The sequence below is a fragment of the Acidocella sp. MX-AZ03 genome (assembly GCF_027626035.1).
GTDB classification, from domain to species: Bacteria; Pseudomonadota; Alphaproteobacteria; order Acetobacterales; family Acetobacteraceae; genus Acidocella; species Acidocella facilis.
In genome coordinates this window covers 926,090-940,002 of sequence record NZ_CP110774.1, presented here as the reverse complement: position 1 = coordinate 940,002, position 13,913 = coordinate 926,090, and the positions used below count along the sequence as shown (strand labels likewise).

General features: G+C 62.4%; 15 protein-coding genes and 2 pseudogenes. 2 read left to right on the top strand and 15 right to left on the bottom strand.

Going from position 1 to position 13,913, the window contains the following annotated elements:
• Window positions 1–122 precede the first annotated feature (122 nt).
• Window positions 123–1,066 (top strand): IS630 family transposase gene (locus GT370_RS05285; protein WP_270184005.1). Its coding sequence is split into 2 segments (ribosomal slippage): window positions 123–458 and window positions 461–1,066, totalling 942 coding nucleotides; the frame shifts between segments, so codons are not numbered across the junction.
• Between the two features lie 206 nt (window positions 1,067–1,272).
• Here GT370_RS05285 and GT370_RS21270 read toward each other — a convergent pair.
• From GT370_RS21270 to GT370_RS05225, 13 genes and pseudogenes are all read right to left on the bottom strand, one after another.
• Window positions 1,273–1,977: a hypothetical protein gene (locus GT370_RS21270; RefSeq protein ID WP_442865494.1), complete on the bottom strand. Its 705-nt coding sequence runs from the start codon at window positions 1,975–1,977 to the stop codon at window positions 1,273–1,275.
• Window positions 1,962–2,973, bottom strand: a pseudogene (locus GT370_RS21265) (dihydroxy-acid dehydratase domain-containing protein). Before GT370_RS21265 ends, GT370_RS21270 begins: the two are co-directional and overlap by 16 nt.
• Window positions 2,974–3,107: 134 nt before the next feature.
• Entirely contained in the window at window positions 3,108–4,028 is a 921-nt protein-coding gene (locus GT370_RS05275) for a dihydrodipicolinate synthase family protein (RefSeq protein WP_008492827.1), read from the bottom strand.
• Window positions 4,025–4,783 carry an ATP-binding cassette domain-containing protein gene (locus tag GT370_RS05270; RefSeq protein WP_008492828.1) on the bottom strand — a complete coding sequence of 253 codons (759 nt, stop codon included), beginning with the start codon at window positions 4,781–4,783 and terminating at the stop codon, window positions 4,025–4,027. Before GT370_RS05270 ends, GT370_RS05275 begins: the two co-directional genes overlap by 4 nt.
• A gap of 1 nt (window position 4,784) precedes the next feature.
• Window positions 4,785–5,563 (bottom strand): annotated as a pseudogene (locus GT370_RS05265) (ABC transporter permease).
• A 228-nt stretch (window positions 5,564–5,791) separates the two neighbouring features.
• Entirely contained in the window at window positions 5,792–6,703 is a 912-nt protein-coding gene (locus GT370_RS05260) for a sugar ABC transporter substrate-binding protein (protein ID WP_270184004.1), read from the bottom strand.
• Entirely contained in the window at window positions 6,700–6,873 is a 174-nt protein-coding gene (locus GT370_RS05255; RefSeq protein ID WP_270184003.1) for a hypothetical protein, read from the bottom strand. The genes GT370_RS05260 and GT370_RS05255 overlap by 4 nt, the downstream gene beginning before the upstream one ends.
• A gap of 126 nt (window positions 6,874–6,999) precedes the next feature.
• Window positions 7,000–7,881 (bottom strand): SMP-30/gluconolactonase/LRE family protein, encoded by an 882-nt coding sequence (locus GT370_RS05250; protein ID WP_008492832.1) that lies wholly within the window; start codon window positions 7,879–7,881, stop codon window positions 7,000–7,002.
• Window positions 7,865–8,638, bottom strand: a complete 774-nt coding sequence (locus tag GT370_RS05245; protein WP_008492833.1) for an SDR family NAD(P)-dependent oxidoreductase — start codon at window positions 8,636–8,638, stop codon at window positions 7,865–7,867. Before GT370_RS05245 ends, GT370_RS05250 begins: the two co-directional genes overlap by 17 nt.
• A 138-nt stretch (window positions 8,639–8,776) precedes the next feature.
• Window positions 8,777–9,745, bottom strand: coding sequence for a LysR family transcriptional regulator (locus GT370_RS05240; protein WP_039884969.1), 969 nt, complete (start codon window positions 9,743–9,745; stop codon window positions 8,777–8,779).
• A gap of 120 nt (window positions 9,746–9,865) precedes the next feature.
• The gene (locus tag GT370_RS05235; RefSeq protein ID WP_270184002.1) at window positions 9,866–10,120 is read right to left on the bottom strand and encodes a hypothetical protein; all 255 of its coding nucleotides are present in this window, start codon (window positions 10,118–10,120) and stop codon (window positions 9,866–9,868) included.
• Window positions 10,117–10,464 (bottom strand): hypothetical protein, encoded by a 348-nt coding sequence (locus GT370_RS05230; RefSeq protein ID WP_270184001.1) that lies wholly within the window; start codon window positions 10,462–10,464, stop codon window positions 10,117–10,119. Before GT370_RS05230 ends, GT370_RS05235 begins: the two co-directional genes overlap by 4 nt.
• A gap of 54 nt (window positions 10,465–10,518) precedes the next feature.
• The gene (locus GT370_RS05225; RefSeq protein WP_008492836.1) at window positions 10,519–11,448 is read right to left on the bottom strand and encodes a 2-dehydro-3-deoxygalactonokinase; all 930 of its coding nucleotides are present in this window, start codon (window positions 11,446–11,448) and stop codon (window positions 10,519–10,521) included.
• A 336-nt stretch (window positions 11,449–11,784) separates the two neighbouring features.
• Here GT370_RS05225 and GT370_RS05220 point away from each other — a divergent pair, with 336 nt between their 5' ends.
• A complete protein-coding gene (locus GT370_RS05220) occupies window positions 11,785–12,525 on the top strand; it encodes an SDR family oxidoreductase (protein ID WP_008492837.1) in 741 nt (246 codons plus the stop codon).
• 209 nt (window positions 12,526–12,734) lie between these two features.
• Here GT370_RS05220 and GT370_RS05215 read toward each other — a convergent pair whose 3' ends face one another.
• On the bottom strand, window positions 12,735–13,130 hold the full coding sequence (locus tag GT370_RS05215) for a PRC-barrel domain-containing protein (protein ID WP_144052643.1): 396 nt from the start codon (window positions 13,128–13,130) through the stop codon (window positions 12,735–12,737).
• A 148-nt stretch (window positions 13,131–13,278) separates the two neighbouring features.
• Window positions 13,279–13,890 (bottom strand): TetR family transcriptional regulator, encoded by a 612-nt coding sequence (locus tag GT370_RS05210; RefSeq protein WP_270184358.1) that lies wholly within the window; start codon window positions 13,888–13,890, stop codon window positions 13,279–13,281.
• Window positions 13,891–13,913: the final 23 nt, after the last annotated feature.

The following is a 13,913-nucleotide window of genomic DNA, read 5'->3' as shown; positions in this document are numbered from 1 at the left end:
GGCCTCGCGGCCGGCGTTCCTTTCTCTTAGAGTCTCTTTCCTCTCACTTGAATCGTTTTTGGGATTCCGGCGCGGGCTGATTTCTGATTCAAGCTGACTGCTGGGTTGGAGGTCAGCTTGGAATGGGTCGGCATTATTCGAACGATCTAAGGGAACGAGTGGCGGCGGCGGTTTTATCTGGCCGTTCGTGCCGTGAGGTTGCGGCGCTGTTTTCTGTAAGTCCGGCAAGTGCGGTGAAGTGGTCGCAGCGGCTGCGGGAGACGGGTAGTGCTGCGGCCAAACCGCAAGGCCGGCGGCCGCCTCGGGCTTTGGCGCCGCATTTGAGCTGGATACTGGCCCGGCTGGACGAGAAGCCGGATTTGACGATGCGCGCCTTGGCGCTGGAACTTGGCGCGCGCGGCGTTGCCACAAGTGAGGTTTCGGTGTGGCGCCTGGTGCGTGACGCCCGGCTCAGTTTCAAAAAAAAACGCTGTTCGCCGCCGAGCAAGATCGTCCCGACGTGGCGCGCAAACGCCGGTTCTGGAAGAAGCATCAGGCAAAACTGGCGCCTGAGCGGCTGGTTTTTCTGGACGAAACCTGGGCCAAGACGAATATGACGCGCCTGCGCGGCTGGTCACCGCGCGGTCAGCCCCTACAGGCAAAGGTGCCACATGGTCACTGGAAAACCTTGACCTTCCTGGCCGCCTTGCGCTCAGATCGCATCGACGCCCCCTTCGTTCTGGACGGGCCAATCAACGGCAAAACATTCACCGCCTATGTCCGCCAGATGCTAGTGCCGACTTTGTCCCCCGGAGACATCGTCATCATGGACAATCTCGGCAGCCATAAAGGCCCCGCCGTGCGCAAGGCCATTCGAGACGCAGGTGCCAAACTCCTCTTCCTGCCGCCCTACAGCCCCGATCTCAACCCCATCGAGCAGGTCTTCGCCAAACTCAAAACCCTGCTCCGAAAAGCCGCAGAAAGAACCGTCGAAGCCACATGGAAGCGCATTGGAATATTGCTCAACGAGTTCAAGCCCAACGAATGCGCAAACTACCTCAGAAACTCAGGGTATGCGTCAAATTAAGTGAAAGAGACTCTAGCGCATCAAGCTTTTAGCTTGATGCGCTAGTTTTTGTTTTAGCGGGAAACTTTGTGACCCTGAATGATTCCAGTCAGGGTCATGTCAATTTAGAGCCTCAAGCTTTTAGCTTGATGCTCTAAATTTGGTATTGGCGAGCAATTTCATTTGTTTATCTAGACGCTGGAGCGTTAAGATAAACAAATATTGCTCTAATGGCTGTCGCGGGGGATGCCCTTGGTTTGGGCGATGCGCTGGTAGGCGATGGCGGGTTCCAGCACCGCGCCGGTATCCATCTGGCCGACGACGGCGCGTTGCATTTCCTGCCAGGGCGTCTGGTGCGCGGGATATTGATAGCCCCCGGCTGCTTCCAGTGCCGCACGGCGCGCAGCCAGTTCCGCTTCCGGCACCAGCATGTCGGCCCGGCCATTCTTGAGATCGATCCTGACCTGGTCGCCGGTTTTCAACAGCGCCAAGCCGCCGCCAACGGCCGCTTCGGGAGAGGCGTTGAGGATGGAGGGTGAGCCGGAGGTGCCCGATTGCCGGCCATCACCGACGCAAGGCAGCGAGGTGATGCCGGCCTTGATCAGGTAATTCGGCGCGCGCATGTTCACCACCTCCGCGGTGCCGGGATAGCCGATCGGCCCGGCGCCGCGCATGAACAGGATGCAATTGGCATCGATGTTCAGCGCCGGATCGTCGATGCGCGCATGATATTCCTCCGGCCCGTCGAACACGATGGCACGGCCTTCGAACGCCTCCTCGTCATGCGGGTTGGAGAGGTAGCGGGCGCGGAATTCTTCTGAAATCACGCTGGTTTTCATGATCGCGGAGGTGAAGAGATTGCCGCGCAGAACCCGGAAACCCGCACGCTGTTTCAACGGGGTTTCAAAAGGCCGGATCACCGCCTCGGCCATGATCTCCGCCCCCGGCAATTCTCGCCAAGGGTTCGGCCATTCACCGTCAGCGCCTCCTCATGGATCAAACCATGGCGCATCAGCTGGTTGACCACGGCCGGCACGCCGCCGGCGTGATAATAATCCTCGCCGAGATACTCCCCGCCGGCTGCAGATTGACGAGCAGCGGGATCTCTTCGCCATAGGTCTGCCAATCATCGATGCTGAGCTCCACGCCGATATGGCGCGCTAGCGCGTTCAGATGAATGGGCGCGTTGGTCGAACCGCCAATGGCGGAATTGACGCGGATCGCGTTGATGAAGGCTTCGCGCTTGAGAATATCGGAGGGTTTCAGATCCTCATGCACCATCTCGACGATCCGCAGCCCGGTCAGGTAGGCCATTTCCTGCCGGTCCCGGTAGGGGCGGGGATGGCGGCGGAGCCGGGCAATTGCATGCCCAAAGCTTCCGCCAGGGAGTTCATCGTCGTGGCGGTGCCCATCGTGTTGCAATAGCCGGTGGAAGGCGCTGAGGAGGCGACCAGCTTGATGAAGCCCGCCTCGTCGATCTCGCCCTTGGCCAGCAATTCCCGCGCCTTCCAGACGATGGTTCCCGATCCTGTCCGCTCGCCGCGAAACCAGCCATTCAGCATCGGGCCTACGGAGAGGGCGATCGCGGGAATATTCACCGTCGCCGCCGCCATCAGGCAGGCCGGCGTGGTCTTGTCACAGCCGATGGTGAGCACCACCCCGTCCAGCGGATAGCCGTAGAGCAGTTCCACCAGCCCGAGATAAGCCAGATTGCGATCCAGCCCCGGTGCCGGGCGCTTGCCGGTTTCTTGGATCGGGTGCACGGGAAATTCCAGAGGAATACCGCCAGCTTCGCGAATCCCTTCCTTCACCCGGGTGGCGAGTTCAAGATGATGCCGGTTGCAAGGGGAAAGATCGGAACCGGTCTGGGCGATGCCGATGATCGGCCGCCCATCCTGGAGTTCCTTCTGGCTGATGCCGAAATTCATGTAGCGTTCGATGTGCAGCGCCGTCATGTCCGGGTTGGCGGGATCGTCGAACCAGGCGCGGGAACGTAGTTTTGGAGGTGTCGTCGTCATGGGCAACTCTTTTCAAAAAGAGGCAGATGGAGGCTGGCGGCGGTTCATGTCCCCCAGCGCAGCACAAGCGGATCGAGCGGGCGGGCGAGGGCGAGCAGCCCTTCGCGTTCGGCGGGATGAACCGGCGCGATCGGGTGGCGCAGCCCATCATGCGCGATTACACCGCCCGCGCGCATCAGGATTTTTGCCGTGGCAAAGCCGCATTGGCGGTTTTCCCAGTTGATCAAGGGCAGCCAGCGCATATAAGCCTGCGTCGCTTCTTCCCGGTTGCCGGCAAACCAGGGATCGATGATCTGCCGGATGCCATCCGGAAAGCCGCCGCCGGTCATGGCGCCGGTGGCGCCAGCGGCGAGATCCGCCATCAGCGTGATCGCCTCCTCGCCATCCCACGGCCCCAGCACTGCGTCCCCGCCTGCCTCGATCAAGGCGCGCAATTTCGACGCGGCGCGCGGTACTTCGATTTTGAAGTAGGCAAGATTGCCGATCTCTTTCGCCATGCGGGCCAGCAGCGCCACACTGAGCGGCGTGCCGGCGACCGGCGCGTCCTGCACCATCACCGGAATCGTGATCGCCCCGGCGACGCGCTGGTAAAATTCATAAATCTCCGCCTCGCCGACGCGAATGGTGGCGCCATGGTAGGGCGGCATCACCATCACCATCGCCGCCCCCGCCGCTTCGGCGCGGCGCGAGCGGGCGGCGCAGACGGCGCTGCTGAAATGGCTGGTGGTGACGATGACCGGGACGCGCCCCGCGACATGCGCGAGGCAATCCAGCATCAAAATCTCACGTTCTTCATCACTGAGCGCGAATTGTTCGGAGAAGTTCGCGAGAATACAGATTCCGTGTGAACCGGCGTCGATCATGAAGTCCAGCGCGCGTCTCTGCCCCGCCAGATCCAGCTCGCCATGTTCATTAAAGATCGTTGGGGCGACGGGAAAGACGCCGCGATAGACCGGGCCGCTCATTGCGCCGCCGCCCGGTATTCCCGCTTGACGATGTCCAGCAATTCCATCACCGAGGTTTCGGCGGAGCGGCCCTCGAAGGTGCAGGTGCCGCGCTGGACCATCATCACCTTGTCGGCGACATCCAGCGTTTGCGCGTAATTATGCGCGATCATGATCAGCGAGACATCGCCGCGCGCCTTCAAGCGTTCGATCAGCGCGATGATCATGCCCGCCTCGCGCGCGCCCATGGCGGCCAGCGGCTCATCGAGCAGCAGCACCCGGGCATTGGAAGACACCGCACGGGCAATGGCGATGGCTTGGCGCTGGCCGCCGGAGAGCATGCCAACCTCCTCATCGACGGAGGGCACATTCACCCCGATATCGGCGAGGGCCGCCGCGGCGCGCTCGCGCATCGCCTTGTGATCGAGAAATGGCGTGCCCGGCTTGCGCAGCTCGCGGTTCAAAAACATGTTGTGATAGACAGAGAGCGTGTTGACCAGGGCGAGATCCTGATAAACGCATTCAATGCCGTGGCTGCGCGCATGATCAACCGATTCAAACGCCACCTGTTGCCCATTGACCAGTAGCTCGCCGCTGCTGGGGGCATGAAACCCTGAGAGGATTTTCATCAGCGTCGATTTGCCGGCGCCGTTATCACCCAATATGCCCAGCATTTCGCCTGGTTTCAGGTTCAGGGAAATGCCATGCAGGGCCTGCACCCGGCCGAAGCGTTTGGTGATGTTGCGCGCTTCCAGCGCGTAGGTTGTGTCGCTCATGTCAGGTCCGGCTCCGGCGGCGCCAGGCCGCGAATTGCACGTTGGAGATCATGGTGATGAGAATCGCAGCACCGGTGATGATGTCGAAGGTGAAGGCGTTGATGCCCAACAAAGTGAAGCCATCCTGCAGAATGCCCAGCACCGCGGCGCCGATCAGCCCGCCCAGAATGGTGCCCGAGCCGCCCATCAGCGAGGTGCCGCCGATCACCGCCGAGGCGATGGCGAGGAACATCACATTCGCGCCGCCGGCATTGGGGTCGATGGAGGTGACATGAAACGCGTTGAGAATTCCAGCGAACCCGCCCAGCAGGCTGCAGAGCATGAAGTTGCCGATCTTGATCCGCCGGATATGGATGCCGGCCTCCGCCGCCCCGGTGGGGTTGCCACCGACGGCCACGGTATGCAGCCCCAACGCGTATGCCGCAGCATGACATGCATGCCCAAAGCAATCACGACCGCCCAGAGGATTTCACTATAATCCCAACCGCCGAGCACGAAGCCGGTGGCGCCGGCCGGGGTGTCGATCGGAAAGCCGCCGCTGATCGTCAGGGTCAAGCCGTTGAAGAGCAGCATCGCGCCGAGCGTGGTGATGAAGGAGGGCACGCCAAAGCGCACCGTGATCACGCCGATGAACAGGCCGAGCAAGGCTGAAACCAGCAGCGCCACGATCACGCCCAGGATCACCGGCAGCCCGGCGAGCATGGCGAAATGCATGATGAACGGGGCCAGGGCGAAGACCTGGCCGACCGAAAGATCAACCTCGCCGGCGATGAGCAGCATGATCTCACCGCAGGCGATCAGCGTCCAGGGCGCGAAAAACTGGCTCACCGTCTGCAGATTCGCGTCGGTAAAGAAATTAGGCGTCAAAATCTGGAAGACGATGACCAGCACGATGCCAGCCAGCAGGATACTCGCCTCGGGTTTGCGCAATAATAGCGTCGGCAGAGTGGCTTTTGTCTTATTCACGTTCGTTTCATCCCAAATGCAAGAATGCTGGCTGGCGCGCGATTATGCCGAAATCGGGCCGGTGCGCGGCACGATCTGTTGTTTCGCGCTGTTGCCCTCATAGCGGGTGGAGGTGTTCAGGTAGGGGCCGACATTGTCCTTGGTCACGAATTTCAGGCCGGTATTGATATCCGCCGGGCCAACCAGACCGCCGGAGGCGAGATACATGACCATCTCCATCACCGTGTAGAAGCCCTGCAGATAAGGCTGCTGGTCGATGGTGAAATCCAGCACGCCGGCATGAATGGCTTCCAGTGTGCGGGGCACGAGATCGAAGCCGCCGCCATGCACGCCCTTCTTGTCGAGATTGAATTCCTGCATGACCTGGCCGATGGACTGGGTCGAGCCGGCATCCACCGCGAACATGCCCTTCACATCCTGATGCCCGAGATAATAGGCTTTGATCTTGGGCAGTTCTTCATCGATGGTGGCGCCGGTGGCGATTTCCTCGTAGGTGATCGGCTTGCCCGAGGCCTTGATCGCCGCCGCCGCGCCGTCGATCCGCGGCTGGATGTTCAGCTGGCCAGGGGTGGCGATGAACAGCCCGACATGGCCGCTGCCGACCAGATCGACAATTTTCTGGCCCATCTGAAAGCCGGATTTGTAGAGATCCTGCCCGATATAGGCGAGGCGCTTATTGTCGCTGTTGGCCGGCGCGTCGGCATTGTAGGAAAATACCGGAATGCCGGCCTGCAAGGCGGCGTCGGTCGGGCCGTTGAAGGCTTTGGGGTCGACGATGGCGACGGCGATGGCATCGGCCTTGCCGGCGATGGCGGCGTTCATCGCGTTCACCATCTCGCCGACCACGGCGGTCTCCGAGCCGGTCCATTGGTAATCGCAACCGAAATAGGCGCACGCGTCCTGGATGCCATATTGCGTCGGCACGAAGAACGGGTTGGTGGTGACGTGATTCACGAACACCAGCTTCCAGCGCTTATGCTTGGGCAGGGGCCAGATTCCGCCGCCTGGGCGGTCTTTGACATCGCCGCCATGCCGGCCGCCGCGGCCAGCAAGGCAGGGCCGCCTTGCACCATCATGCGCCGCTTCAGATTGAGCAAACCTTTGGATTTTTCAGTATCGTCCATTTTGGTTGGTTCCTCGGAGGTTATTGTTGCTTACGGAATGAAAAATATCTTAGGCGTTGAGCGATAGCAGTCAAATGCTTAATAGCGGGCATTTGATATCTTATTTATTATCGATTTCGCAGGCGATCAGCCGGCGAAATCCGGGCAAGGCAGGCCGGCAAGCCCCGGCTGCAGCGCGAACAAGCCACCCGCCATGGGTTCGCGGGCGCGCTGCGCGGGGTTCAGCCCAATCGCGGCGGTGGTCACGTAAAGCGTCTCCAGCCGCTCACCGCCGAAGCAGCAGCTGGTAACTTGTGAAACCGGTAAGGCGATGGCGCGGTCCAGCCGGCCATCCGGGGCGAAGCGGCTGACGCGTGCGCCACCCCAATGCGCCACCCACAGCCCGCCTTGTGAATCCAGCGTCATGCCATCCGGATAGCCATCCGCTTCGGTGAAGCGGATGAAAGGTTGGCGCGGTGCCAGCGTACCATCCGTTTGGCGGGCGTAGCGATAGATCGTGCGCGCGGCTGAATCCGTGTGATAGATGCAGCTGCCATCGGGCGCGATGGCCGGACCATTGGCGATGGTGTAGCCGCGATCCACCAGGCTGGCGGAAAAATCCGGGCGCAGATGGTAGAAACCGCCGCTGGCATGGGTCTCGCCATCATCCATGCTGCCAAACCACAGGCTGCCATCATGATCGGTTTTCGCATCATTGAGCCTGTTGCCAGGAAACTCCGCTTCCACCGCGAGGCGCGGCGTGAAATGCGGATGCGGCTCAAGCTGCAAAATGCCGATCTCGTGCGGAAAGCCGGCGACAAAACCGCCCTCCCTACGCGGCAACAGCCAGGCCAGCCGGTCGTGCATCTCCCAATGCTGGGAGCTGCCGTCCGACGGGCGATAGCGATGCAGCCTCAGACCTTTGATATCCACCCAATAGAGCGCCTGCTCGCGCAGGTGCCAGACCGGGCCTTCGCCCAGTAAGGCACCGGGTTCGCCGCAAGGGCGGATGTCAGATCCAGCCGCCATCGACCGTGAATTCCTGGGCGGTGCAGGCGGCGCTATCATCGGCGGCGAGGAACAAGGCCATGGCGGTGACATGGTCGGGCATCACCCGTTCCGGCAGGCATTGCTGGCGGGCGCGCTCGGCATCGGCCTCTGGCGTCAGCCAGAGCTGCAGCTGGCGCTCGGTGATGATCCAGCCCGGGACGATGGTGTTGACGCGCACATGGGAGGGCCCGAGATCGCGCGCCAGGCCACGGGTGAGGCCGTGGATCGCCGCCTTCGCCGCGGTGTAGGCCGGCATGCCGCCCTGGCCTTTCTTCCAGGAGGAAGAGCCGAAATTGATGATGCTGCCGGATTGGCGCGCCTGCATGCCCGGCGCCACGGCCTGGGCGGCGAAGAATTGCGGGCGCAGATTCACCGCCATCCGCTCATCCCAGAATTCCGGCGTTACGTCCTCGATCTTGTGGCGCTGGTCGTTGGCGGCGTTGTTGACCAGCACGTCGATATCGCCAAGCGCCTCCTGCGCCTGGGCGATGCTGGCGCGCAGGGCCGCGATGTCGCGAATGTCGCAAGGGATGAAGAGCGGCGTGCGCCCGGTCTCTGCGCCGAGCCGCGTGGCCAAAGCGCGGCTGGGCTCTTCGGCGATGTCGATGAATGCCACCTTGGCGCCCTGCGCGGCGAAGCCGGCGGTCAGAGAGGCGCCGATGCCGGTTCCGCCACCGGTGATGAAGACCACGCGGTCCTTCAGGCTGGGGTAGGAGGCGGTTAGAATCTTTGTCATTTTTTCTCCTTGGACTGGCTTTGCGGCAGGCGCCGCGCGGCGCCTGGATTCGCCGCGACGCGCGAATTTGGGTAGGGCATGGGCAGAATAGCGGTCAAATGCGAAAATGCGGGCGTTCGATAATTTTTTGAATATCGTTCAGCCGGTGGTGCGGAATTTCTCAGGGTAACGGCGGGCCGCAAGCCCCAGGATCGCATCATGCATCACCCGTGCCCCTGGTGAGAGCGGCCGCTCCGCCAGGCGCAGCACCCCATAAGGCTGCAGGAACACGCGCTCGGGAAATTCCAGAATCCGCAGCCGGCTCATATCGGACATCAGCTTCGCGACATTCCATTCCAGCGAGGTGATCGCATCGGACTGGTTGACCATGATCAGCGACATCACCGCCGAGGTGGAGTTGACGATGGAGGAGGGCATCGGCACGCCGGCGGTGAGGAAAAGCTGCTCGACCTTCTGGCGCAACGGCGCGCCACGCGGTTGTAGCACGAAGGGAAATTCCGCCAGCTCGGCCAGGCTGACATTCTTGCGGCCGGCAAGAGGATGTGTTTCCCGGCAAAGCAGATGCAGCTCCTCACCCCATAATTCCTGGTAGGCGAACTGCTTCGGATCCATGTCGCTGGGAATGCGCGCCAGGGCGAAATCGATCTCACCATCCAGCAGCTTTGTCGCCAGCACGTCGCTGATATTATGCTCGACGGTGATTTGCAGCCCAGGATGATGGCCACGCACCTCCTCGATCGCATCGACCAGCAGCTCGATCATCGGCGCCATCACCGTGCCGATGCAGACCATGCCGGTCTGGCCCTTGGTGAAGGCGTTCATCTCCATCGCCGCCTGGGTCAGGGTGCGCAGCGCCATGGCGCCATTGCGGATCAGGATCTCGCCCTGCACCGTCGGCAGCAGGCCGCGCGGATGCCGCTCGAACAAAGGCTGGCCGAAAATCGCCTCGACCTCCGCCAGCAATTTCGAGGCGGCGGGCTGGGCGATATTCATGTGCTCGGCGGCGCGGTGCAGATTGCGCTGCTCGTCGATCGCCAGCAGCAATTGCAGGTGCCGCAGCTTCAGGCGTGAGCGCAGGAACCAGTCTGGTGCGAGACCGTGCGGCATGCGCTCAGCCCAGGCCCGGCCGATGGCGCCAGATGCGTCGCATGAGCGCTTCGAACTCCCTTTGCCGTGGTTGATTATGGCCGGATCATTATCACGCATGGGTTGTGCCGTATATGCTGATTATGACCGGCCGGCGGGCAGGGCGTCGTAGGCCGCAATCACGCGCCGGGCGCGCTTGGCCACCTCGTCCGGATGGTCGCCGGGCCGGTAGAGGCTGGTGCCAAGGCCGAAGATACGCACCCCGGCCTGCCAGAAGGCGGGAAAGTCCGGCTCCGCCACGCCGCCGACGGCGCCGGTGAGCGTGCCGGGCGGCAGAATGGCGCGGATGGCCCCCAGCCCCGCCGCGCCCAGCACATTGGCGGGGAAGAATTTCAACCCGGAGGCCCCGTAACGCAGCGCCGCCAGCGCCTCGGTGGGGTGAACACGCCGGGCATGCTCACCAGCCCCCGCCTGGCGGCTTCCACGAGCACCTCCGCCTCGACATTCGGTGAGACGATCAGCCGCCCGCCGGCGGCGGCGACATCCGCCACCGCGCTTGCGGACAGCACGGTGCCGGCGCCGATCAGCAGGCGATCTCCCCATGCTTTCGCCAGGATCTCAACCGAACGCAGCGGCTGGGGCGAGTTGAGCGGCACCTCAATTGCCTCAAAGCCGGCCTCGGCCAGGATCGTGCCAATCGGTTCGGCTTCGTCCGGTGTCAGTCCGCGTAAAATCGCCACGAGTCCGCGTTTGAAGGACGGGAAGGGCGCTGAGGATGAAAATTCTTGCATGGGTCAACCTTGGAAAAATGCCGGGAAGAGATGGCGTGCCGCCTGTTCCAGTCCGGCCAGGGTCAGCGGTTCGGCCTCCAGCAGGCGGCAGGCGCGGCCGGTTCGGGCGAGGGCCTGGGCATAAAGCGGCGCCAGCTTCCCGGAGGCCAGCAGCACCATCTCTTGCACCGCCTCGCCCTCCAGCGCCGCGGCCAGCTCCGCGCCGATCAACAGGCCCGAGAGCCGTGCCGCCGCCGCGGCGCCTTTTTCTCCGGCCAGCAAACCGGCGGCGCGGACGGGAAACAAAGCCAGCGGCCAGCGCGCCGGGTGCGCCAGCGCCGCCTCCACCCCGGCGGCGAATGCCGGATGATCCGGCGCAAACCCTGACGCATCGCCGATCACATGGCGCAGGACCGAGTGGTGGGCGAGCAAGGCGAATAATTCACCAGTCATCGCGGTGTGGAAATGCATCACCCGTCCGGCCTGCAGCTTCACCCATTTATTATGCGTACCGGGCAGGCAGAGCAGGCCGGAAAATGCCGGTTCGGTGGCGAGGAAGCCGAGCAGCTGCGTCTCCTCGCCGCGCATCACATCCGGCCGGTCTGCATCCTCGAAGGCTAGGCCAGGCAGGATGCGCACATGCAGCCCGGCCTCGGTAAAGGCGCTGGCGGCATCTAGACAGGCGGCGGGCGCCGCGGGAACGCGCGCATAACCGGCCTCGCGCCAGCCGCGCCAGGCGCCCGCCATGCCGCAGATAACCACCGGCAGGTCGTTGCTCTCGGCGAGTCCCATGGCGTGCAGCCGGGCCCGCAGCAGCGGCGCATAATCCGGCGGGGTGAGGCCGTCCGCGCCATCGGGGCTGGCGGCGTGGGCGCAGACCTGACCACCCGCATCCAGCACCCAGAGGCGCAGATTGCTGGTGCCCCAATCGGCCAGCACGAGTCTGTCGCTCATCGGCCTCACCGTGCGGCGCTCACCACAATGCGGCGCTGGGCCGGGTATGGCATGGTTTCACTCCTTGCCAGCGATTTCATATGCTGGTCGATCGGCGCGCAGGTTGCTCCCGAGCGCTTGTCGCTCAGTGGTAAGGCGATGGTTTGATAATTGTCAAATCGAATTTTTCGCATGATTGATACCAAAAACAATATCAAAACGAGAAAAACGAGATGCCTTTTTGATGATCGATCATGGCTTTATCGATATTTGACGCGATCTCGTGCGCAGCCGATCATCGGCGCCTTCCAGCGTCCATGAACTTAAAAAAGGATGAACCATGAAAAAGGATGAACCATGAGGCTGAAAGGCAAGACCGCTCTCATCACGGCGGCGGGGCAGGGCATAGGGCGTGCCACGGCGCTCGCCTTTGCCGCGGAGGGCGCCAATGTGCTCGCCACCGACATCAACAAAGCCGCGCTAAACCAACTTTCCGGGCTGCGGACCGCGACATTGGACGTCACCGACGCCGCCGCGATCCAGGCGCTGGTGGCCGAACATGGCCCCTTCGACATCCTGTTCAACTGCGCGGGCTATGTCGATGCCGGCAGCATCCTGGAAACTGAAGAAAAATCCTGGGCATTTTCCTGGTCCCTGAATGTCACCTCGATGTTTCATACCATCCGCGCGGTGCTGCCGGGCATGCTGGCGGCGGGCGGCGGCGCCATCATCAACATGGCCTCCGTTGCCTCCAGCCTGAAGGCGGTGCCGAATCGCTGCGCCTACAGCGTCACCAAGGCGGCGGTGATCGGGCTGACGAAATCCGTCGCGGCGGATTATATCGGGCAAGGGATACGTTGTAACGCGATCTGCCCGGGCACGGTGCAATCGCCATCGCTGGATGAGCGGATCGTGGCCCAGGCCAAAGCCCAGGCGCGCGACGCCGAGCAGATCCGGCGCGATTTCATCGCGCGCCAACCGATGGGGCGTTTGGCCACCGCCGAGGAGATCGCCGCCTTGGCCGTCTATCTCGGCAGCGAAGAGGCCGGCTTCACCACTGGCACGGCGCAGATCATCGATGGCGGCTGGTCGATGTAGCCTGCGCATCTGATCGCCGCCGGACGGCGTCGGGCCGGGCCTGCTGGTCTCTTGCGGACCGCCTGCGTCTGACGTTGGTCCTGGCGCGTTGCTTTCGCAAACAACCTTGAAAAGAGTTGGGAGATTTCAAAATCCCCCAACTCTCCCGTCTAAAACGGAATTTCCCGCGAAAATTTTCAATAAGTCATCCGGACGATCCCAGGTATCTCTTAGATGAGAGGCCTGTGGCGGCCATAATAATCATCGATCTGGCCGCGATAACCCGGCTGGGACCAATCAGGCGCATCAGCCGCCCCATAAGCCGGCGCGCCTTCAAGAACATCGCGGCTGAGATTGATGATATAGCCGCCATGTTGTTCGCTATATTTCAACTGATTCCAGGGCAGGGGGTGATATTTCTCGCCAAAGCCCAGAAACCCGCCGAAGGACAGAATCGCGTAAGCGACACGGCCGGACATTTTGTCGATCATCACATCATAGATCGAGCCGATTTTCTCGCCATCGACGCCATAGACATTTGTGAAATTCACTTTGCTTGCCGCAATCAGCGACATTGTTTCAAGCGCGCCATCGGTGAGCGGGCGGTTTTGATTCGTGTAGCTCATCTTGTCCTCCATTAAGCGTTTTGTTCAGGGTGCCGAGGAGGAGATGTGGGGTGAGGCGCGCCGTCTGATTATGGGCGGGGAAATTACAAATACGGACAGCTTGCCGCGTCTTGAATGCCTTGAGCAGGTGGGTTTATAGCCACGCGTCCTAGATCAGCGGGCTCAGGCTGACGCGCGCCTGCCGGCGCAGCATGGTCTTGAAATCCTCCAGCGCCGCGCCGCGCAGCTCCTGCCAGCCGAGCCAGGGGAATAGATCGTCGCGATTGTGATGCAGGACGATCAGCATGCCCATCGCCGCGAAGGCGCGCAGCCTGGTGTTGATATCCTCCGGCGCCTGGCCGGTGGCGATCCCCGCCAGGGCGAAGAGATGGCCGAACAGTTTGTTGGTGAAGCGCTGCTTGTCCTCCGACTGATAAGGGCCGCACCCGTCCTTGGCCTTGATCCGCGCGGCAAAGAGGCGCCAGCCTTTCACCTCCGAGGTCTCGAACAGAAACTCCGCCATCACCGCCAGCGTGTCGCCGAAAATCTCCGTCGCCGCGTCGCGATCGGTCGGCTGCAACGCTGTGGCCCGGGCAAACACGTCCTCCAAAGCCACGCTGAAATGCTCGCGGATATAAGTGAGGCAGGCGGCGTAGAGCCCTTCCTTGCTGTCAAAATAATATTGCAGGGCCGGCGGATTCACCCCGGCCTCCTGGGCGATCTGCCGGGTGGAGGTGCCCTCGTACCCGTCCTCGCCGAAGCGGCGCAGGGCGGCCTCGATGATTTTCAGCCGCTTTTCCTCGC